Origin of the sequence: Polynucleobacter cosmopolitanus (assembly GCF_002224225.1) — a bacterium.
Lineage (GTDB): Bacteria > Pseudomonadota > Gammaproteobacteria > Burkholderiales > Burkholderiaceae > Polynucleobacter > Polynucleobacter cosmopolitanus.
The window spans coordinates 824438-844310 of the sequence record NZ_NJGG01000001.1 but is presented as its reverse complement, the minus strand read 5'-3'; the positions used below and the strand labels follow the sequence as shown (position 1 = coordinate 844310).

The 19873-nt window shown below is 44.3% G+C and carries 20 protein-coding genes, 1 other RNA gene, 1 pseudogene and 1 riboswitch; of the genes and pseudogenes, 12 read left to right on the top strand and 10 right to left on the bottom strand.

Annotated features, from left to right (window positions below; genetic code table 11):
• Positions 1–18 precede the first annotated feature (18 nt).
• Genes AOC33_RS04430 through AOC33_RS04415 form a run of 4 tightly spaced genes read left to right on the top strand, consistent with a single transcriptional unit; the run spans position 19 to position 2824 of the window.
• Positions 19–201 carry a DUF3460 family protein gene (locus tag AOC33_RS04430; RefSeq protein ID WP_089515346.1) on the top strand — a complete coding sequence of 61 codons (183 nt, stop codon included), beginning with the start codon at positions 19–21 and terminating at the stop codon, positions 199–201.
• Positions 198–1034 (top strand): segregation and condensation protein A, encoded by an 837-nt coding sequence (locus tag AOC33_RS04425; RefSeq protein ID WP_089515345.1) that lies wholly within the window; start codon positions 198–200, stop codon positions 1032–1034. The genes AOC33_RS04430 and AOC33_RS04425 overlap by 4 nt, the downstream gene beginning before the upstream one ends.
• 27 nt (positions 1035–1061) lie before the next feature.
• Positions 1062–1910 (top strand): pantoate--beta-alanine ligase, encoded by an 849-nt coding sequence (gene panC / locus AOC33_RS04420; RefSeq protein ID WP_089515344.1) that lies wholly within the window; start codon positions 1062–1064, stop codon positions 1908–1910.
• A gap of 5 nt (positions 1911–1915) precedes the next feature.
• Positions 1916–2824 (top strand): helical backbone metal receptor, encoded by a 909-nt coding sequence (locus AOC33_RS04415; RefSeq protein WP_089515343.1) that lies wholly within the window; start codon positions 1916–1918, stop codon positions 2822–2824.
• A 28-nt stretch (positions 2825–2852) separates the two neighbouring features.
• Here AOC33_RS04415 and AOC33_RS04410 read toward each other — a convergent pair whose 3' ends face one another.
• The 3 genes from AOC33_RS04410 to AOC33_RS04400 all read right to left on the bottom strand — a co-directional run bounded on the left by AOC33_RS04410 (position 2853) and on the right by AOC33_RS04400 (position 6659).
• Positions 2853–3641 carry an ABC transporter ATP-binding protein gene (locus tag AOC33_RS04410; RefSeq protein WP_180738096.1) on the bottom strand — a complete coding sequence of 263 codons (789 nt, stop codon included), beginning with the start codon at positions 3639–3641 and terminating at the stop codon, positions 2853–2855.
• The gene (locus AOC33_RS04405; protein ID WP_089515341.1) at positions 3641–4600 is read right to left on the bottom strand and encodes a FecCD family ABC transporter permease; all 960 of its coding nucleotides are present in this window, start codon (positions 4598–4600) and stop codon (positions 3641–3643) included. Before AOC33_RS04405 ends, AOC33_RS04410 begins: the two co-directional genes overlap by 1 nt.
• Positions 4601–4604: 4 nt before the next feature.
• Positions 4605–6659, bottom strand: a complete 2055-nt coding sequence (locus AOC33_RS04400; protein ID WP_180738095.1) for a TonB-dependent receptor domain-containing protein — start codon at positions 6657–6659, stop codon at positions 4605–4607.
• Positions 6624–6850: riboswitch (cobalamin riboswitch) on the bottom strand. (Overlaps the previous gene by 36 nt.)
• A gap of 12 nt (positions 6851–6862) precedes the next feature.
• Here AOC33_RS04400 and AOC33_RS04395 point away from each other — a divergent pair.
• The 5 genes and pseudogenes from AOC33_RS04395 (at position 6863) to AOC33_RS04380 (ending at position 8799) form a co-directional block, all read left to right on the top strand.
• Positions 6863–7099: a hypothetical protein gene (locus AOC33_RS04395; protein WP_245835586.1), complete on the top strand. Its 237-nt coding sequence runs from the start codon at positions 6863–6865 to the stop codon at positions 7097–7099.
• A pseudogene (locus tag AOC33_RS04390) lies at positions 7096–7341 on the top strand (cell division protein ZapA); the annotation flags it as partial. The gene AOC33_RS04395 and the pseudogene AOC33_RS04390, both read left to right, overlap by 4 nt.
• 66 nt (positions 7342–7407) lie before the next feature.
• Positions 7408–7627: non-coding RNA, 6S RNA (ssrS, locus tag AOC33_RS09255), on the top strand.
• A 28-nt stretch (positions 7628–7655) separates the two neighbouring features.
• Entirely contained in the window at positions 7656–7967 is a 312-nt protein-coding gene (locus AOC33_RS04385) for a hypothetical protein (RefSeq protein WP_245835585.1), read from the top strand.
• A gap of 10 nt (positions 7968–7977) precedes the next feature.
• A complete protein-coding gene (locus tag AOC33_RS04380; RefSeq protein ID WP_089515337.1) occupies positions 7978–8799 on the top strand; it encodes a sulfite exporter TauE/SafE family protein in 822 nt (273 codons plus the stop codon).
• A 104-nt stretch (positions 8800–8903) separates the two neighbouring features.
• Here the strand turns inward: AOC33_RS04380 and AOC33_RS04375 are convergent, their stop codons facing one another.
• The 7 genes from AOC33_RS04375 to AOC33_RS04345 all read right to left on the bottom strand — a co-directional run bounded on the left by AOC33_RS04375 (position 8904) and on the right by AOC33_RS04345 (position 16372).
• On the bottom strand, positions 8904–10424 hold the full coding sequence (locus AOC33_RS04375; RefSeq protein ID WP_425439813.1) for a malonate--CoA ligase: 1521 nt from the start codon (positions 10422–10424) through the stop codon (positions 8904–8906).
• Between the two features lie 31 nt (positions 10425–10455).
• Positions 10456–11460, bottom strand: coding sequence for a Bug family tripartite tricarboxylate transporter substrate binding protein (locus AOC33_RS04370; protein WP_089515335.1), 1005 nt, complete (start codon positions 11458–11460; stop codon positions 10456–10458).
• Between the two features lie 66 nt (positions 11461–11526).
• Positions 11527–12813, bottom strand: coding sequence for a malonyl-CoA decarboxylase (locus AOC33_RS04365; RefSeq protein ID WP_245835584.1), 1287 nt, complete (start codon positions 12811–12813; stop codon positions 11527–11529).
• The gene (locus tag AOC33_RS04360) at positions 12810–13478 is read right to left on the bottom strand and encodes a GntR family transcriptional regulator (protein ID WP_089515334.1); all 669 of its coding nucleotides are present in this window, start codon (positions 13476–13478) and stop codon (positions 12810–12812) included. The genes AOC33_RS04365 and AOC33_RS04360 overlap by 4 nt, the downstream gene beginning before the upstream one ends.
• Before the next feature lie 93 nt (positions 13479–13571).
• Positions 13572–14351 (bottom strand): prolipoprotein diacylglyceryl transferase, encoded by a 780-nt coding sequence (gene lgt, locus AOC33_RS04355; protein ID WP_089515333.1) that lies wholly within the window; start codon positions 14349–14351, stop codon positions 13572–13574.
• A 56-nt stretch (positions 14352–14407) separates the two neighbouring features.
• The gene (locus AOC33_RS04350) at positions 14408–14872 is read right to left on the bottom strand and encodes a DNA polymerase III subunit chi (RefSeq protein WP_089515332.1); all 465 of its coding nucleotides are present in this window, start codon (positions 14870–14872) and stop codon (positions 14408–14410) included.
• Between the two features lie 3 nt (positions 14873–14875).
• On the bottom strand, positions 14876–16372 hold the full coding sequence (locus tag AOC33_RS04345) for a leucyl aminopeptidase (RefSeq protein WP_089515331.1): 1497 nt from the start codon (positions 16370–16372) through the stop codon (positions 14876–14878).
• Positions 16373–16500: 128 nt separating this feature from the next.
• Here AOC33_RS04345 and lptF point away from each other — a divergent pair, with 128 nt between their 5' ends.
• The 3 genes from lptF (at position 16501) to AOC33_RS04330 (ending at position 19856) form a co-directional block, all read left to right on the top strand.
• Entirely contained in the window at positions 16501–17628 is a 1128-nt protein-coding gene (gene lptF / locus AOC33_RS04340) for an LPS export ABC transporter permease LptF (RefSeq protein ID WP_089515330.1), read from the top strand.
• A 2-nt stretch (positions 17629–17630) separates the two neighbouring features.
• Positions 17631–18791, top strand: coding sequence for an LPS export ABC transporter permease LptG (lptG, locus tag AOC33_RS04335; protein ID WP_089515329.1), 1161 nt, complete (start codon positions 17631–17633; stop codon positions 18789–18791).
• Positions 18792–18914: 123 nt separating this feature from the next.
• Positions 18915–19856 carry a CysB family HTH-type transcriptional regulator gene (locus AOC33_RS04330; protein WP_089515328.1) on the top strand — a complete coding sequence of 314 codons (942 nt, stop codon included), beginning with the start codon at positions 18915–18917 and terminating at the stop codon, positions 19854–19856.
• The last annotated feature ends 17 nt before the right edge of the window (positions 19857–19873 follow it).

Sequence of the window (19873 nt, the reverse complement as noted above, 5' to 3'; positions counted from 1 at the left end):
CGCTACAATTGACAAACTATGGCCCAATACAAATCAAATATCACTCATTTTTTGGAAGAGCTAAAAGCTCAAAACCCTCAGCTAGAGCAGGCTCAGCAAGAGGGGCGCGCTCTTTTATGGGATAAATCCCCCATCAGTCCTGAAGAGCAAGAACGCCAAAAAGCCGCTCGTGTGAAGCAAAAAGCGTACGTTTACCAATGAGCGATTTAATTACTGCCATTCCTGATGTCACTGATGGCATGTCAGAGTCTTTCGCCAGACTCTATGGGGAGCCTTTATTTCAGCTACCCTCTGATTTATATATTCCGCCCGATGCCTTAGAGGTTTTCTTAGAGGCTTTTGAGGGTCCGCTGGATCTTTTGCTTTATTTGATCCGCAAACAGAATTTCAACGTTTTAGACATTCCAATGGCCGAGGTAACCAAGCAGTACCTTGGCTATATTGAACAAATTCGTCATACCAACTTAGAACTTGCTGCAGAGTATTTGTTGATGGCTGCCATGTTGATTGAAATCAAATCACGCATGCTCTTGCCAATGAAAAAAGCAGACAGTGATGAAGAGGTAGAAGATCCTCGCGCAGAATTGGTCAGACGCTTACTCGAATACGAGCGCATGAAATTAGCAGCTCAAGAACTCGACAAGATGCCAGTGCTGGGTCGTGATTTTTATAAAGCCAGCGGCCACGTTGATACTACTGTGGCGGTCACCTGGCCTGACATCAACCCAAATGACATCCAAGCAGCCTGGAAGGATGTTCTATATCGCGCCAAACTCAATCAACATCACACCATCACCCGCGAACAATTATCCGTGCGTGATTTTATGACGCGTATTTTGCGACGATTGCAAGGTGAGCGCTTTATTGAATTCACCGACCTATTTGAAGATGCGATCGCCACCGGTCAAGGTGCGCCAATGGTAGTGGTTAATTTCATTGCGATGCTAGAGCTCTCTCGAGAGGCTTTGATTGAAATCACTCAAGCAGAACCATATGCTCCAATTTATGTACGTTTGGCATATTCGCCTAACTAACATCGCCCTCTAAAGAAAAAATACCCCATGAAGATCATCAGCGACATTCAAGACTTGCGTGATCAATTGCGCGGACAAAATCGAGCGGTATTTGTTCCAACCATGGGCAATCTCCATGAAGGCCATCTTTCTTTGATGCGCTTAGCCAGACAGCACGGCGACCCAGTGATTGCGAGTATTTTTGTGAATCGTCTGCAATTTGGGCCAAATGAGGATTTTGATAAATACCCACGCACCTTTGAAGCAGACGTTGAGAAGTTAGAAAAAGAAGGTGTGTATGTACTGTTCGCGCCCACCGAAAAAGATTTGTACCCAGAGCCTCAAGAGTATCGCGTTGAACCCCCTCAGAATCTAGGCAAGATCCTTGAAGGAGAATTCCGTCCAGGCTTTTTCCAAGGGGTGTGCACGGTTGTTTTAAAACTATTCTCTTGCGTTCAACCGAAGGTTGCAGTGTTTGGTAAGAAAGACTATCAGCAGTTGATGGTGATTCGTCAAATGTGTCGCCAATTAGCACTCCCAGTGGACATTGTTCCGGCAGAGACAGTTCGTGCCGATGATGGTTTGGCTCTTTCTTCAAGAAATGGTTACCTATCGACCGAAGAACGTCAAGAAGCTGTGCAATTGATTCAGACGCTCAAAGAAATCCAAGAAAAAGTATTGCAAGGCAAATTGACTTCCGCAGATGTCTTAAAGATCGAACAAGATGCTTGCGCCAAGTTAAGTACTAGAGGATGGGTTCCTGATTACATCTCTGTGCGCAAACGCAATGACTTGTTAAGCGCTAGTGATGCCGACCTTTCTAGCAATCAACCATTGGTTGTTTTGGCTGCAGCCAAATTAGGTAAAACTCGCCTCATCGACAATCTAGAAATCTGATCAAGATGCGCTCACCAGGGTTTTCAATAGCATTGATTGCCTCTCAAATACTATTTGGCATCTCACTCAGTTTTAGCACTAACGAGATTTTTGCCAAACAAGATAGACACACCCAACCTTACCCCCAGCGCATCATCACTCTCGCCCCACACTTGAGTGAGCTTGTAGATTCAGCCGGAGGCTCTGACCGCCTCGTGGGCGTGAGCGCTTTTAGCAACTTCCCAACTTCAGTCAAACAATTACCCATCACCAGTGATGCGAGATCGATTGATCTTGAAAAAATGAAATCTCTTGGCCCAGATTTGATCATTTATTGGCGCGGCGGAACATCTGAATCTCAGATTCAGTCGATCAAAAAGACATTCACTAAAGATGTGCAATTCATTGCTGTGGAGCCTAAAAAGCTATTGGATATTGCTACTGATATTGAAACAATTGGCAAAGCCTTAGGCACTGACCTGGTTGCCAAAAAAAATGCTGATGTTCTGAGACTCAAAATAACAGAGCTAAGGAATAAGGAAAATAATCAAAACAAGCAAAAAAATATCAGTCAAAGAAAAGTCAGGGTGTTTTATCAAGTCTGGGCACAACCCCTGATGACACTCAATCAAGATCACATCATCAGTGACATCATTCAACTGTGTGGCGGCGAACAATTATTTGCGAATGAAAAGGTTCTGGTCCCAACGGTCAGCAGAGAGGCTGTCATCAAAGCCAACCCAGAAATTATTTTTACCGCAGTGGACAATCAAAAAATGACCAGTGATTGGTCAATGTGGACTTCCTTCTCACAGCTTGCTGCGACGAAAAACAAAGCATTTGTTGATCTTGATGGTGACATCATCAGCAGACCATCACCTCGGATCATGCAAGGCGCCCAAAAGATCTGCACTGAAATCAATCAACTTCGCTAAGCTAGCAAGAAGATAAAAGACTAAATCGTTAAGCTGGCACGTAAATAACTTGACCCTCAACTGTTTGAGCGGTTGCAATTGGGTGGCCCAATGATTTTTCCAAATTAACCGGATTAATCACTTCAGATAAAGACCCAGCCAAATAAGAGCCATCATTCATGAGCAAGAGTGCATGAGTGAAGCCTCGATGAATCAAGCCAATCTCATGCAAGCTTGCGATGATGGTTTGGTGGCATGACTGACTTCTTTCGGTCAATGTTTTTAATAGACTCACTTGATGACCAATATCCAAATGAGATGTAGGCTCATCCAAAAGAATGGCCTGGGTATTTTGCGCAAAACACGCTGCCAAAGAAACTCTTTGACGCTCACCTCCTGAAAGTGTTTGCCATTGAGCATGCTCTAGATGAGCAACATCACAGGCACGCAATGCAGCTTGGGCTTGATCATTCTCTTTTGCATAATCAAGGTGCCACGGCCATTGGGCCGCTAAGACCATATCAATGGCTCTTAAGCCCACACCCCCTAGCGGAAACTGTTCTGCATAGGCCCGAATCTTTGCAAACTCTTCTGGCTTGTAACTGAGCAAGGCTTGACCCAACCAATTGATTTCACCAGCAGAAGTATTGGCTTGAACACCAGCAATGATTCTCAGTAAGGTTGATTTACCCGCGCCATTGCGACCAATCAAACACCAACGCTCCCCTTTTTTCACTTGCCAATTCAAATCTTTGATCAAGCTTCGCCCTGGAACATCAACATTCAACTGTTTTGTTTCTAGAACGATGTTGGCATCTTCAACAGAATGAGTAGTCATCATGTATTCCAATGCCTAAAACGCGACAAGATCCACAAGAAACTTGGCACCCCGATCAATGCAGTGATGATGCCCACCGGTAATTGAGAAGGCGCAATGATGGTTCTGGCAAACATATCAGCCAACACCAAAAAAGTACCACCCAATAAAGCAGATGCGGGTAATAAGAACTTTTGGTCAGGGCCATGTTTTTTAATGATGCATGCTCGCAGAAGATGTGGCACTAGTAATCCAACAAATCCGATGGATCCGGCGATCGACACAGCTGCAGCCGCAGATAAAGCAGATAACAAAACCATCATCCATTGGACATAAGACACATCAACACCCAATGTCAAAGCCTTATCAGTGCCCAATTGAAGCAAATGAATTTTTGGCGAAAGCCTCCACACCAAAATCAACACAGATAGCCAAACGCCTAATATGCCACCCACTGCTTCAAGACTAATCACAGAGTCTAGATCACCCATCAGCCAATGAATCATGCCGGGCATGGCCACATTGGAAGCGAATGTGATCATGAGAGTACTGATAGCGCCACAAGCAGTGGCAATCATGACCCCAGCCAACAACATCCGTGATGGATGCGCGGAGTAACCACCAACCAGCAACCACAATAGGAGCATCACAACAATCGCTCCTACCCAAGCACCACCAGCAACCCAAATAGTTCCAGCACCACCCATCATCAAGACAGCCAATGCACCCACCGACGCTCCACCAGAAACGCCTAAGACAGAAGGTTCAGCCAAAGGATTGCGAGTCAAGATTTGCAAAAGGCTGCCTGACATGGCCAATAAACCACCCACAGCAAATGCTGCCAACACTCTGGGTAAGCGCAATTGGTAAATGATGGCGGCATCTGCATTCGAGACGCTGCCAATAGAAAGAGCCAAAGCCACCGATGCCAGTGATGCAATCACGAGCAAAATAAAAAGAGTGGTTTTGGATGAGGTCATTTAATTACTTTGGTTGGTAACGAAGACCTAAGAAGAACATTTGTGGCGCAGCGTTATATCCATGAATTTGATAGTACTCTTTGTCGGTTAAATTCTCCGCGGAGAACCTTACTGTCCATTCCTTGTCATAACGATAAGCCATATAGGCACTATAAGTACTATAACCACCTGTTTTCGTCGTTGCTCCACTGTATGCATCAGGTGTATATCTGTAACCAGAGGCAACTAACTTTCCGCCAACTTCTAAAGCACCTATAGGATACGAGTACTCTACAGCACCAAATTCTTTGGCGCGATTCAATAACATAGTCCCAGTAATATCATCTTGTGGGTTCTGGCGAGTGTAAGAAAGCCTCAATGTACCAAGCGGTAAATTAGATCTCCAGGACAATTCCAAACCATCATTGCTGGCATTAGATGTATTAACCAAATATCTTCCACAATCAGAAAATGGACAAGGTGAAACTCGAACGTTGCCCGGAGTAATTAAATCCTGATAGTCGACTTTGAAATAAACCAGCTTAGCTAGATTATTAATATTTTGATACTGCAAGCCGGATTCAAATGACTTACTTTTCTCTGGCCTTAAATTTACATTACCGCCCTGAGATATATCTGCTAATTGCCCTCCCGTTGGAGCATTGAAAGCGGTAGAGTAGGTGGAAGTTATTTTCCAGTTCCGATCTAAGGCATAACCCAAACCAGCTAACCAGGTGGTCTTTGACTCACCATCTTGAATATCGTCATAACGCAAATTCACTTGAGTAGTGAGAGCGCCATAGGAGCCCGTGTGTCCAGCATACATACTAGATATATCTCTAACCGTGTTAACTGAACCAGCCCAAGATACACGACTTTGCCCTAGCAATCTCTGCTGATCATAACCAAATAGTAATTTATTGTTGGAATTAACGTCATAGTTATTTAACCAAGAAATTTTTTTGTGAGAGTCCTTACTGTCACTATTCGAAAAACTTGGTCTAAGAGTCCCAACATAATTCCAGTTAGTATCGTATGGGGTGTACTGGTTATAGAAAGTCTGCCCCTTGTTATCAGACTCAGAATAAATAAACTGACTTAACCAGCGATCATTGACTGCATATTTCACATAAGCTGAATTAGCTTTTAACTGCCTATTTGAATAGTCTGCATCTATTGACGATGAGGTTCCATCAAGCGACGTCCATGAATCATTGGCCAAAGAACTAATCCCAAACGTCAGCCCCTCCCCCAAGTTTTGAATAACTGATAATCTGTATGATTGGCTTCTAAAGCCATTGGGCGACTGATTAACATCTTGGAAAGACTTGGGATTGATGCTATTAAAACCATCCGTTAACTGAGTATTTCCCGAGATTGAAAATTTGGTATTACCTACCTCGCCCGCATAACCTAAATAAGCATTTCTAGAATTATTTGATCCGTACGAAATCGAAGCCTCTGGTCTAGGCTTTCCACCGCCTTGTTTAGTCACAATATTTATCACACCACCCACCGCACCAGAACCATAAACAGCCGATGCATTACCGCGCAGTATTTCAATTCTTTCAATTTGTGAAACCGGAATCATCTCAATTGATGAAATGGCTCCTGATGCCGCCTCCCCTGAAAATGGCACCCCATCTAAAAGCATGAGTGTTTGATTACTGTTACCGCCACGCAAATAGATCGATGTGGCACTACCCACGGCACCAGTTCTATTAATTTCCAAGCCTGGTTGGCTATTGAGGATATTGACTACATCTTGAGATTGCGTTTTCTCAATATCCGCTCTGGTAATGACTGAAACTGATGACAAAACTTCACTCATATTCTGAGCGGAACGAGTGGCCGATATAACTACAGGATTCAATTCTGAATCTATTTGCGCTTGCGCTGTTGAGATGGTTGCAAAAATACCTGCGCAGGCAAGCGCAACCTTGGTTGGTCTAAAAAACATAGGATTAACTTTCAAAAAAACAATGGTTGCTGGCTTGTTCCCCCGCAAGCACGGAACCTTCATAACCGAGCAACGTCCCCGTAGCTCAATTAACCATTCCAGGCCGGTATCCGGGCTCATGAAACTAACTCAATGACCTTCCCAGCCTGAGCCAGTGGTATATCGATTGAGCAAGCACTTGCGTGCGTTCACTTACCGTTGCGGGGGCAGCACAGGTTATCCTTTAGTTTTAGACTAATGAGACCCCTGTTTCCCGTTTAACTTTGGTAGATTGTTATCTTCCAAGAGCACCTAAGAACGAGAGTAGTATATACAATATGCCTATGTCAGAACTTACAAACAATTCATATAGCCGTTTGCAAGACAGTCTAGAGCGCCTAGAGGGTAAAACCAAGGCTTTACTAGAAGCTGTGGAGCAATCCCATAAAGAACGCTTGGCCCTTGAGAATAAGATTGAAGATGCTCAAGGACGAATTCAGCAGATCTTGGAAAAATTACCGAGCCAAGCTGATACTGGCCAACTAGACTTACTTTCTGTCCACCCTAAGGATATGCAATGAGCCAACACCGCATTGAACTTACTTTGGCAGGTCAGAAATTTGCGTTTTCCACAACGCCAGAACATGAAACCAGCCTCAGAGCTGCTGCTGCCCTCGTTGACGAACAACTAGAAGCAGCGTTATCTGCTGGTAATCGCAGCATTGAACGTGCCGCCATCATGACCGCTATTAAATTAGCAGGCGACCTTCAAGCAGCCAAAATGAATCTCAGCAACACAGAAAATCCTGGTGCCAGCCTTGATCAAATGACTGCCTTACAGGGCAAAGTTGATCAAATTGAAGCATCCGTTGATTCTGCGCTGAAAATGCTTTCCCTACCTGGTGCGCCAAGGCCAATAGTTCCTTGAACCGATGCGCAAGCATCAGGCGTGGGCCATATAGTGTGGGCGCGAGCGTCTCGTTACTCATAGACTTTGACTTCGGGTCAGACTCTCCCTGAAAGACTTGATGCACCCAAAACATTATTGCCATGCCAACTTGAACCTACTGGGTTCAGGATGACGGCCTAGCGGCCAAGGTGGGGAATCTTTTAAAAAGCCTTTAGAAGGGAATTGGGATGTTTAAGAAATCTATCTTCGCAGCAAGTCTTTTAATTGCATCAACCACCATTGCATCACCAGCATTCTCAGCGGATGTGAACAATGGCAAAACTCTTCATCAAGCCAAGTGCTATCAATGCCATGCACAAAAATCTGGTCTTGGTAACGGTGACATCATCTACACCAGGGCTGACCGTAAAGTTAAAGATCCTGCACGCCTCAAGTTCATGGTGAGCATGTGCAACACAGAAATGCGTTTGGACTTATTTCCAGAAGACGAAGCCGATTTAGTCGCTTACCTCAATCAACAATTCTATAAATTCAAATAAAGAGTAATCAATGACCCTTATTCAAATCGGTGCACTGGCAGTTCTTGGAAGTTTCACAGGCTTTGCAGCTGGTTTATTAGGGATTGGTGGGGGCATGATCATGGTGCCCTTCCTGACCTTCTTATTCACACTGTATGGCTTTCCTCTTGAAGTGGTGGTTCACATAGCCATTGCTACATCGATGGCCACCATCATCTTCACGTCGTTGTCCTCTGTGAGAGCTCATCACAAACGTGGCGCCGTGCGCTGGGACATCGTCATTCTTCTAGTGCCCGGCATCTTGATTGGCGCTCTGTTAGGCGGCGGTAAATTATTTGCCCTACTTAAAACATCTTGGCTATCTCTAATTTTTGCTTTATTTGTTGGTTTTTCTGGCTACCAAATGTTGGCCAACAAAAAACCTAAACCAAGTCGCACGCTGCCTGGCAAAGTTGGCATGTTTGGTGCCGGTAGTTTCATTGGATTTTTATCAAGCCTGGTCGGGGCTGGTGGTGGCTTCATATCAGTTCCCTTCATGACCTGGTGCAACGTCACGATGCACCATGCCGTTGCTACCTCTGCAGCTCTGGGATTCCCAATTGCTCTAGCCAGCGCGATAGCTTATATCTTCAGTGGCTACGGCAACCCCAACCTCCCCAGCGGCTCTGTTGGTTACATCTATGTGCCAGCCCTTGTTTGTATTGCACTGGCCAGTGTGGTCACCGCTCCACTTGGGGCCAAAGTTGCCCACCAACTCAATGTGGCACAACTGAAAAAAGTCTTTGCCTTGGTGCTGTTCGTACTGTCAGCCTACATGCTCAACAAAGGTCTGATCACCTTAGGTCTTTATTAAAAGATTTTAGAAAATCGTTCATAAAAGTAAAAGGCCTTCTCACGAAGGCCTTTTACTTAGTACCTAACCTTATGACCATTAATTCCTGGTCATAGCCCTAAAGCTCATGCATAGGTTTGGCGCAGAACATTTTTCTGCACTTTACCCATCGCGTTTCTCGGTAACTCAGAAACAATGATGACTTTCTTTGGAACCTTGAAGTTAGCAATCTTGCCTTTGAGATCAGCAATCATTGCATCTGAATTGAGTTTAGCCCCTGGCTTAGCAACCACAACCGCCACCACCGCCTCACCAAAGTCAGGATGAGGTACACCAATCACAGCACTCTCATCAACTCCATTCATGTCATCAATAAAACTCTCAATCTCTTTTGGATACACGTTGTAACCACCAGAAATGATCAAATCTTTACTTCTGCCAACGATGCAAAGATAGTTATCAGGCACCTTGCCAGCACTGGTCTCACCGCCCCAACGCCCAACATCACCTGTTTTGAACCAACCGTCTTTGGTGAACTCTTCTTTGGTTTTTTCAGGCATGCGCCAGTAACCTTTGAATACGTTCGGACCCTTGACTTCAACACTGCCAATTTGATTAACGCCACAAAGCTTGCCGTCGTCCGTCGTGATGCGAACCTGGGTCTTAGGCAAAGGCACGCCCACAGAGCCGCCTACACGAGCACCCTCATAGGGATTAGAAACCAACATCACTGTTTCACTCATGCCATAACGCTCAAGAATTGTGTGACCTGTTCTTTCTTTGAAAAGATTGAAGGTCTCAGTCAACAACGGAGCAGAACCAGAAACAAATAAACGCATGTTTTTAACAGTTTGCTTACTGAATTCTTTATCTAGCAATAGGCGCACATAAAAAGTTGGCACACCCATCATCACTGTTGATCTTGGCATGTGCTTGATCAACTCTTTGGTATCCAAACGTGGCAACCAAATCATCTTGCTACCATTGAGCAAAGCTCCATGGGAAGCAACGAATAAGCCATGCACGTGGAAAATTGGCAAAGCATGTAATAAAACATCGCCTTTTTTCCAAGCCCAGAACTTCTTCAGCACTTCAGCATTGCTACCCAAGTTACCGTGGGTCAACATCGCACCCTTGCTTCTACCGGTTGTGCCTGAGGTGTAAAGAATGGCCGCCAAATCGTCATCATCACGCTTGACCGTTTTGAACTTATCAGATTGCGTCGCCGCACGATCCAAAAGTGTGCCCGTGCGATCTTCACCCAAGGTGAAGACATGCTTCGTGCCAGCCTTGAAAGCAACTTTAGACACCCATGAGAAATTCTTAGGACTGCAAACCATCACCGCTGGTTCAGCGTTGCCAATAAAGTACTCAATCTCAGCAGCTTGATAAGCCGTATTCAATGGCAAATACACCAAACCTGCTTTGAGTGTTGCCAAATATAAAAAGAGTGCTTCAGGTGATTTCTCAACCTGAACTGCAACTCTGGATCCCTGAGGTAAGCGCAAGCTTGCCAACAGGTTGGCCATTTTTGATGTGGCCTTTTCTAAATCATCCCAGCTATAAAACAAACCATCATGCGTTTCAATCGCGCATGATGGTTTATCTTTTGGAAAGCCGGATTCTAGTAACTGATATAAATTCATCTGAATCTCAACTTAAATTGTTAAACGCTAATTACATCTTGGCGCCAGAGGCTTTCACAACTTGGTTCCAACGCTTGATTTCAGCATTAACGAACTTACCAAATGCATCACCAGTCAAAGTAGGAGTTTCTGAACCATTGTTAAGCCAAATTGTTTTTAGCTCAGGTGTGTTCATCGCTCTTGTTACTTCAGCTGTCATCTTGTCGATGATTGGTTGTGGTGTGCCTTTTGGTGCCCACAAGGCGTACCAGCTACTGACTTCATAACCAGGCAAACCTGCTTCTGTTGCAGTTGGAATATTTGGGAATGCAGGATTGCGTTTGTTTGAAGCAACTGCAATCGCCTTGATCTTGCCGCTTCTGATGTGCTGAGCAGATGAACCTAGACCATCAAACATGATGTCTACTTGACCAGCCATCAAATCAACCAATGCTGGACCAGCGCCACGGTAAGGAATGTGCGTGATAAATGTCTTGCTCATATCTTTGAACTGCTCACCAGCCAAATGGTGTGATGTGCCATTACCAGCGCTGCTGAAATTCAACTTACCAGGATTCTTTTTGGCGTAATCAATCAAACCTTTTAAATCATTCACTGGCAATTTTGGGCTTGCCACGATGATTTGTGGAGGAGCAGCCACCAAAGCCACTGGCACGAAGCTCTTCTCAATATCATAGTCTAGCTTTGGGTACATAGATGGAGCAATCGCATGGTGAACCGCACCCATGAAGAATGTGTAACCATCAGGAGCTGCTTTAGCGGCAACGCCGGCACCCAAAGTACCACCTGCACCACCCTTGTAATCCAAAATGAATTGTTTGTTCATCAATTTATTCATCATGGTTGATAAAGGACGTGCGAAGGCATCAGTACCGCCACCTGCTGGGAATGGCACGATGATCGTGACTGGCTTATTAGGCCAATTAGGATCAGCCATCACCGCTGTTGATCCCATTGATAAGCTCACAGCAGCAACGGCTGCTATTGCACCTGCTACGGAGGTCAATCGACCCACTACATTTACTGATTTTTTCATTTTTATCTCCTCGTACTTTAATTAGAGTATTTCAAACAACCATTGCTTTCAAAATCAAATTGAAACTCATACCAACTGCGAAACTGCTCTTGAATAAATCACTTCACCATTCACAAAACGCTCATGATTATCTTCAACCTTATCAAGGTCATAAAGGTAATTCACCATCAAACCTGCGGACTGCTTGATAGCTTTTTTAGATAAGTCTCCAGACCAATTGATTCGATGTAATTTTGCGCCATTTCCAAGATGAAACTTGGCCACAGAATTACCACCTCTTCGTGGTGAGTAATATAGCAAGTAAATGGCGCACAAAGCCATCAAGGCCTCCTTTTCCTTCAAGGATGAAAGGTCTGGATGCCATCCATTTTGCAAGCGGTCATGCCAAGATTTGTCTTTTAAATTAAAGACTTTAATGGCCTCCTGGTACTTCTCAAGAGCCGCAGGTTTTAAATGATCTAGGGGTAAGTCCGCATGCGAGCTCAACCACTCCATCAAGCCTGGGATCGGCGATAAAGTACAAAAAGTCTTGAGCGCTGGAAACTCTTTCTTCAAACTCTCAGCCACTCGCTTGATTAAGAAGTTCCCCATAGAAACTCCGCGCAAACCAGGTTGACAGTTACTGATTGAATAAAAAATAGCGCACTTGTATTGATTACTCTCCAACGCTGGAGATTTCTTATCCACCAATGGCGCAATGGACTCAGGAATATCTGGCAAGAGTGCCACTTCCACAAAGATCAATGGCTCATCCGGTAACTGAGGATGAAAGAAAGAAAAACAACGACGATCTGGCTGCAAGCGTCGACGCAAATCATCCCAACCATCAATCTCATGAACAGCCTCATGCTGAATGATCTTTTCTAAAATATGGGCTGGCGACTTCCAATCCACTTGATGCATTTTCAAGAACCCTGGATTAAACCAAGAATTCAACAAATGTTGCATGTCTGCATCAACGGCTTTCAACTCCGGCTTCTTTGGCAGTAACTTGAGTACCTGATGGCGCATATTGATGATCGTGTGCGTACCACCTGGAGCGCGATTTAAGCGACGCAAGAGTTCTTGTCTTGGTGACTCAGATACTTTCATGAGCCAAACAAAATTATCTGCAGTGGGTTCTTGAGAGTACAACTCGGCCGCACTCAACACATCAGCCGGACTTGGATTAAATTTTTCTGCCAAATGCACAAAATACTCAGACTTTTGTTCATCATCCAGCGTTTTGAAGTTTTCAATCAAATCACTGGCCATGCTGGCAGCATTTGACTCTCCGCGTTCAGATAGCAATTTTTTTGTGGCACTGATGGTTTTAGTCATGTGCCTGGCTCTGAGCATATTATCCAAAATCATGCTGTTAACCTCTGCTCAAACTTCAAGTGTCTCAATGCTTCGCGTTGATTTTGGATGTGATCTTTCATCAAGGTTTCAGCCTTCTTAGCATCTCTTGCTTTCAGCGCTTCAAATACCGCTAAATGCTCTTTGCAAGACTCTTCAATTCTGCCGCGCTGATGCAAACTGCGATGACGCGATAGATTCAAGATTCTTCTCAAATCATGAACCATTTGAGTTAACCACTCATTGCCAGCCAGATGTTGAATCGCTAGATGTATTTCTCTGTTGGTTGCATAGTAGCGATCGATGTCTTTATCTTCGGCACATGCTTTGAGTTTTTTATGCAAGATCTCTAAAGCATCTAAATCTTGCTTATTTGCTTTGGATGCTGCTTCAAATACACAACGTCCTTCCAGCATCGCCATCAAAGGAAAGATTTCATCTAAATCTTTTTCCGTCAATTCCGTGACATAGCAACCACGGCGCGGTTCTATTCTTAGCAAACCTTCTGATGCCAGAATCCTGATGGCCTCTCTGAAGGGGGTTCTAGAGACCCCTAATTGCTCCGCTAATTTTTGCTCGTCAATCCAAGTTCCCGGAGATAAAACACCACCAGCAATCATCGAGCGCAATTGCTCAGTGACTTCTATATAAAGGGCTGTTTTAACTACTTTTAATGACATGCATTCAATATATTTTGTATACATTATTGAATACATTGGTAAATACCCTTGCAAAGGGAAATTACCTAGGATGACACGAGATACCTGTTGAGTTTATTGAGTCTTGCGACTGAGCAAGTAAATGCCAAAAGCAATCATTGGTAAAGACAGCCATTGCCCCATCGAGAGCCCTAGGCTCAAAAGTCCCAAGAAGCTATCTGGTTCACGGGCAAACTCTGCTAAAAATCTAAAGGTGCCATAGCCCAAAAGGAATAAGCCAGATACTTGACCAATCCCCCGAGCTTTACTGGCATACCACCAAAGCACCACTCCCAAAATCATGCCTTCGCCCATGAATTGATATAGCTGTGATGGGTGCCTTGCCAACATATCGCCAGCTTGCGGAAAAATCATGCCCCACGACACATCTGTGGGTCTTCCCCACAACTCACCATTGATGAAATTACCCAAACGTCCAAATGCAAGTCCAAACGGAATCAAAGGGGCAATCAAATCTGTTACTTCAAAGAATCTCTGCTTGTTTCTTTTAGCAGCCCAAAGCATGGCAACAAGCACACCCAAGAAGCCACCATGAAATGACATGCCACCCTCCCAAACTTTGAGAGCATCTAATGGGTGACTCAAATAGTGAGCCGGCATGTAAAAAATCACATAACCCAGACGTCCACCCAAAATCACACCGATCACACCTGCAAATAAAAGGTCTTCAATGTATTTGTAACTGAGGTGCTGATAGTGAGCTTGCTGGGTGCGTAACTTACCCAAGAGTAAAAATTGAGCGAACGCCAATAAGTACATCAAGCCATACCAATGAACCGCAATAGGCCCTAGGCTGATAGCAATTGGATCAAATTGAGGGTGCATCAAAGCCATGTGAATGTTCTTAAAGTGTCAGGTGTTGAATGATTGAAGATATACAGCTAAATAAGTTATTGACCTGTTTGATCAAAGTTATGCAGTTCATGACCTTGATCGCGATAAGCTTTATAACGCTCACGACCAGCCTGACGATCAGCTTCATCGGTAGAAACAATTTCAACAATGCGTGGAAATCTTTGTGCAAGCGCTTCTACTGAAACAGGTAAATTCTGGCCCACATGAATCAAAACATCCCCATGCGGCAAATGATCTAATTCTGGTGATTCAAAACTTTCAACAAAGACAATTGGCGTTTCATTGGCAACATCATCTTTACCCCATGCATGCGGCAAAAATTCTGTTGAACTGAAAGACCAAAGTTGCTGATCAAGCTCTTTTAAAAAACTTGAAGAACCAACCACCACGATATTTCTCATGGGCAATTCTTCATGCTTGCTTAACATGATCTTTCTGATCAAGCGACAACTGTACAGAGGCTTGTTGTTAACTTGACTGTGGAAATCGATTCTGGCCATGACTTATTTTGTCAAAAGATAGTTCACCAACAAAGGCACCGGTCGACCTGTAGAACCTTTGGCCGCACCACTCTTCCAGGCTGTACCTGCAATATCCAAATGCGCCCATGAGTATTTCTCGGTGTATCTGGCCAAGAAGCAAGCTGCTGTCACGCTGCCTGCAGGACGCCCACCAATGTTGGCCATATCAGCAAAGTTAGATTTGAGTTGTTCTTGATACGCGCTATCAAGAGGCATTCTCCAAACAGTGTCTTGTGATGTGCGACCAGCACTGAGCAAACTCTCAGCCAAGGCATCATCATCTGAGAACAAGCCAGAGTGAACTGCACCCAATGCAATCACACAAGCACCCGTCAAGGTTGCGATATCAATCACCGCTGCAGGTTTAAATCTCTCCACATAGGTCAAGGCATCACACAAAATGAGGCGACCTTCTGCATCGGTATTCAAGATCTCAATCGTTTGACCAGACATGCTGGTGACAATGTCACCAGGACGAGTGGCTTGACCTGAAGGCATGTTTTCGCATGTTGGAATAACACCGATCACATTCTTCTTTAACTTAAGTTCGGCGACTGCTCGCATCGTGCCTATCACTGATGCAGCGCCACACATGTCGTACTTCATTTCATCCATGCCTTCACCAGGCTTTAATGAAATACCACCTGTATCAAACGTGATGCCCTTGCCCACCAACACAACTGGTGCATCAGTGGCGCGACCACCTTGATGACGGATCACAATGAACTGAGGAGGAGTCACAGCGCCTTGAGTGACAGCTAAAAAAGCACCCATCTTCAAAGCTTCAATTTCTTTACGGCCAAAAACCTCAACCTTCAAGCCAAGTTCTTTGCCCAATTTTTTAGCACTTGTGGACAAATATGTTGGATTACAAATATTAGGAGGTAAGTTACCAAGGTCTTTGGCATGATCCATACCGTTGGCAATCGCACGACCTTCTGCAACCGCCTCAGCCACGGCTTTGTTATTTTTCGCAATGCTGGCAATGACTAGCTTCTTGAGGGATGGAGATTTTTCAACAGGCTTGGTTTTAAATTGAGGATGACGCGCACCAAATTTATACACTTGCTCACGGGCCAATTGAACCAAGAGGCGCACTTGAGTCAGACCATCTTTGGCTGAAAAATCATCGAACACCCAAACAGCATCCTTGGCTGTGGTGGCCAGTAAAGACTTTAAGCCGGCAGAAATCCACTTAGAACAAGTGTTACCACCCTGCTTTGGCTTGGTCTTTAGCTCTTCACCGCAACAAACCAATAACAATCTATCAGCTTTAAGACCTAATTTAGTCCATGCATCTGTAGCATTCAGCAAAAGAGTACTTCCAGCCGTTGTATCAAGATCTTTACTCTCAAGCGCTCTTGCAATCGCCCCATGGGTGGCTGTATTCAAGGCTGCCAAGCCACCAGATAACTTCTTGGCATTCTTGATATGGCTGCCAGGAAAGGCCCATACCAAGCAACCAGTGACAGTAGACATTTGAGCCTTTATTCCTAAAGAGCCCTCTCCAAATACTTTCGTGCTACATTCCATGTGGATTTCCTTTGCTTTCACTTAGCTCACGGGAAGTTTCTAATAACAATCATTATCGCCCAGCTTCGCTTTTTATGATCTTTAAAAGAGCCCTTCGACAAGAACTCAATTTCACCACAGGTGTGGTGTTCATGGTTTTGGTCACGCTCGTTTTAACCAATTTAATGATCAGGGTTTTAGGAAACGCTGCCAGCGGCACCGCCAACCCAAAAGATGCCCTGGTTTTAATTGGTCTTGGCATGATCAATTACCTGCCAATCTTATTAACCGCTTCGGTTTTTGTGGCGATCTTGATGGTCTTGACCCGTTGGTACAAAGACTCGGAAATGGTCATTTGGCAATCTGCAGGCATTAGCTTATTGAAAATTCTGCGCCCCATCTTAAATTTCACAGCACCCATTGCAGTGGCGATTGCTGTGCTTTCTATTTTTGCCTCTCCTTGGGCCAGCGAAAAATCAGCCACCATCAAACAGCGCTTTCAGCAACGTGATGATATTTCAATGTTAGCCCCTGGCCAATTTCGAGAATCCTCTGGCAATAATCGTGTGTTTTTTATTGAGAGCATGAATCCAGAAACAGATGTGATCAAAAATGTTTTTGTGACTGACTTTGGTAAAGAACGTCAATTAGTGGCTGTGGCCAAAGAGGGTTTTATTCAAAATCTGACCAGTGGCGAAAAGCAACTGGTCCTCGAAACTGGCAGACGCTATGAAGGAACTCCTGGCAACACTGATTTTAGAATCACCGAATTTGATAAATACACTGTCAAGCTCGAAGACAAAGTGGTCGACCCCATCATCAATGGCCCAAGAACTTTGCCTGCATGGGTTTTGATTCAGGATCTTAATAAAGCACACCTTGGTGAAATTCTTTGGCGCATTGGCTTACCGTTGATGGTCTTTGTATTTGCAATCATTGCCATTCCGCTGTCATACATGGATCCCCGCAGAGGCCGATACACAGCCCTGATCATGGCTGTTTTGTTGTATTTCACTTATTCCAATTTACTCAAATTAATGCAGGCATGGGTCAGCACAGGCAAGCTTTCATTCTCTATCGGATGGTGGCTCCTTCATGTGGTGATCGCATTGATTGGCCTCACTCTGATTATCTATCGCCAAAATAGATCGATCACATTATTTGGTCGCTATAAAAAATGGACTCTTAGTAAAAGCTCCCCTAAACAAAATGGGGGGCAATAAATATGTGGCATAAGCTCTTTCCACTCGTTTACGAACGTTATTTAGCAAAACAAATTTATTTGGCGTTTGTTTTTATTTTGTTTGCTTTGATTTCATTGTTCATATTTTTTGATTTCATTGCTGAGATGGGTGACACCACCAATACCTACACAGTGTTGCTCGCATTCATCACAGTTCTTCTCAGAGTGCCAAGTCGCCTGGTTGAAATCATGCCAATTGCAGGATTGATAGCTGGCATCTATGTCATGGCTAATATGGCCGCACAATCTGAATACACCATCTTGCGCATTGCGGGTCTTGACACCAAAAAAGCTTTGGTCACTTTGATGAAAATTGCAATACCAATTGCTTTCTTGATCTTATTGATGAGCGAAGTTCTAGGACCCATGAGTGAAGGCTTTTCAAAGAATGTGCGCTTAAGCGCTCTTAATCAGGGCAAAGAAGTTTTGGAGTTTCGTTCAGGGGCTTGGATCAAAGACAAGCTCAGGGGCGACGATGGTAGAGGCCAAGTTCAAAAAGGAATTCGTTACATCAATGTGGGCTCTTTAGAAACCAATGAAATCATTCGTGGCTTTCGAATGTATGAGTTTGACGGCGAATACCGCCTACTATTGAGTCGTACTGCTGAAACAGTTCAGTTTGTTGGCAGCGGTGTCTGGCGTTTAAACAAAGTTACTGAAACACGTTTCACTGAAATCAATTCATCCAATCGCTTAGATCCAAGCTTCTCAACCACCATCAAGCGTGCTGATTCTTTGGACATTGAAACAGAAGTCAGCCCAGCATTATTGGGCGCTTTATTGATCAAGCCTGATCGCCTATCCATCATCAATTTATTCAGCTACATCAACCACCTTCAAGAGAATAAGCAAGACTATCAACGCTATGCGATTTCTTTCTGGAAAAAAGTCATTTATCCATTCACAATTTTGGTGATGCTGGCATTGGCTTTGCCATTTGCCTACCTACAAACCCGATCTGGTGGTATTGGCTATAAAGTCTTCGGCGGCATCATGCTGGGTATCAGTTTCCAGTTGTTTAATAGCTTGTTCTCACACGCCGGCTTACTGGGAGCCTGGCCACCATTCTTGAGCGCTGTCATTCCCGCTCTGATTTACTTCATCTTGGCGATTGCCGGCATTCGATGGGTATCTAAGGTTTAAAAAGTCCCGCCAGTACAAATAAAGTACCTTCAACAGAAGAAGTAGCTCACATACCCCTTAATTTCTAAAAAGCATATAGAATGTATTTAATATACGATTAAATACATATAAGGGCATCCGGCCATGAATCTACATCAATTCAAATTTGTCAGAGAAGCTGTCCGTCAGAATTTCAACCTGACTGAAGCGGCCAAAACCTTGTTCACATCTCAACCCGGCGTATCCAAAGCGATTTTGGAGCTTGAGGACGAGTTAGGCGTTGATATTTTTCGCCGCCACGGCAAAAGGATTAGAAATCTTACCGAGCCAGGTAAGCGGATACTAACTTCAATTGAAAGAATCCTGGTTGAAGTTGAGAGCTTGAAGAGAGTCGGCAAAGATTTTGCTGCTCAAGACCAGGGCAACTTTGTGATTGCAACGACGCATACCCAAGCAAGGTATGCCTTACCCAAGGTGTTAACGGAATTCACCAAGCGCTTCCCCAAAGTCAGGGTCAGCATCCAACAAGGAAGTCCTCAACAAATTGCAGACATGTTGCTCCATGATCAAGCCGACATCGCGATCGCTACAGAAGGTGTATCCGATGTTGAGGGATTGCTCACGCTGCCTGGTTATCAATGGCAACACGTGATCGCCGTTCAATCCGAACATCCCCTGCTCTCAAAAAAGAACATCTCACTCGAAGACTTGGCGGAATACCCCATCATCACCTATGACAAAGCATTCGCTGGTCGCTCAAAAATAGACAAAGCTTTTGACAGCAAACACTTAAAACCAGATGTGGTTTTAGAAGCGATTGACGCTGATGTGATCAAAACTTATGTTGAAACAGGTATGGGCATTGGCATTGTGGCGGGCGTTGCCTACGATGCAGAACGCGATAAAAATTTAAGAGCTATTCCAGCAGGACACTTGTTTGGTAACAATGTGACAAAAATTGCACTAAAGCAAAATGCTTATTTGCGCTCGTTTGTTTACACATTCATTGAATTATTTTCGCCAAGCCTGACACGTAAATTAGTGGATCAGGCCATGTTAGGTGAAAGCGTCGATTACCAGATCTAAAGCTGCACAAACATTTA

Coding starts and splice junctions, on each gene's coding strand:
- AOC33_RS04400 (WP_180738095.1), bottom strand. CDS start 6,659: ATGAGCCCGGATACCGGCCTGGAATGGTTAATTGAGCTACGGGGACGT.
- AOC33_RS04350 (WP_089515332.1), bottom strand. CDS start 14,872: ATGGCCAGAATCGATTTCCACAGTCAAGTTAACAACAAGCCTCTGTAC.
- AOC33_RS04410 (WP_180738096.1), bottom strand. CDS start 3,641: ATGACTACTCATTCTGTTGAAGATGCCAACATCGTTCTAGAAACAAAA.
- AOC33_RS04345 (WP_089515331.1), bottom strand. CDS start 16,372: ATGTCTACTGTCACTGGTTGCTTGGTATGGGCCTTTCCTGGCAGCCAT.
- AOC33_RS04370 (WP_089515335.1), bottom strand. CDS start 11,460: ATGAAAAAATCAGTAAATGTAGTGGGTCGATTGACCTCCGTAGCAGGT.
- AOC33_RS04375 (WP_425439813.1), bottom strand. CDS start 10,424: ATGAATTTATATCAGTTACTAGAATCCGGCTTTCCAAAAGATAAACCA.
- AOC33_RS04365 (WP_245835584.1), bottom strand. CDS start 12,813: ATGATTTTGGATAATATGCTCAGAGCCAGGCACATGACTAAAACCATC.
- AOC33_RS04425 (WP_089515345.1), top strand. CDS start 198: ATGAGCGATTTAATTACTGCCATTCCTGATGTCACTGATGGCATGTCA.
- AOC33_RS04415 (WP_089515343.1), top strand. CDS start 1,916: ATGCGCTCACCAGGGTTTTCAATAGCATTGATTGCCTCTCAAATACTA.
- AOC33_RS04395 (WP_245835586.1), top strand. CDS start 6,863: ATGTCAGAACTTACAAACAATTCATATAGCCGTTTGCAAGACAGTCTA.
- lgt (WP_089515333.1), bottom strand. CDS start 14,351: ATGGCTTTGATGCACCCTCAATTTGATCCAATTGCTATCAGCCTAGGG.
- AOC33_RS04385 (WP_245835585.1), top strand. CDS start 7,656: ATGTTTAAGAAATCTATCTTCGCAGCAAGTCTTTTAATTGCATCAACC.
- AOC33_RS04405 (WP_089515341.1), bottom strand. CDS start 4,600: ATGACCTCATCCAAAACCACTCTTTTTATTTTGCTCGTGATTGCATCA.
- panC (WP_089515344.1), top strand. CDS start 1,062: ATGAAGATCATCAGCGACATTCAAGACTTGCGTGATCAATTGCGCGGA.
- AOC33_RS04360 (WP_089515334.1), bottom strand. CDS start 13,478: ATGTCATTAAAAGTAGTTAAAACAGCCCTTTATATAGAAGTCACTGAG.
- lptF (WP_089515330.1), top strand. CDS start 16,501: ATGATCTTTAAAAGAGCCCTTCGACAAGAACTCAATTTCACCACAGGT.
- AOC33_RS04380 (WP_089515337.1), top strand. CDS start 7,978: ATGACCCTTATTCAAATCGGTGCACTGGCAGTTCTTGGAAGTTTCACA.
- AOC33_RS04330 (WP_089515328.1), top strand. CDS start 18,915: ATGAATCTACATCAATTCAAATTTGTCAGAGAAGCTGTCCGTCAGAAT.
- lptG (WP_089515329.1), top strand. CDS start 17,631: ATGTGGCATAAGCTCTTTCCACTCGTTTACGAACGTTATTTAGCAAAA.
- AOC33_RS04430 (WP_089515346.1), top strand. CDS start 19: ATGGCCCAATACAAATCAAATATCACTCATTTTTTGGAAGAGCTAAAA.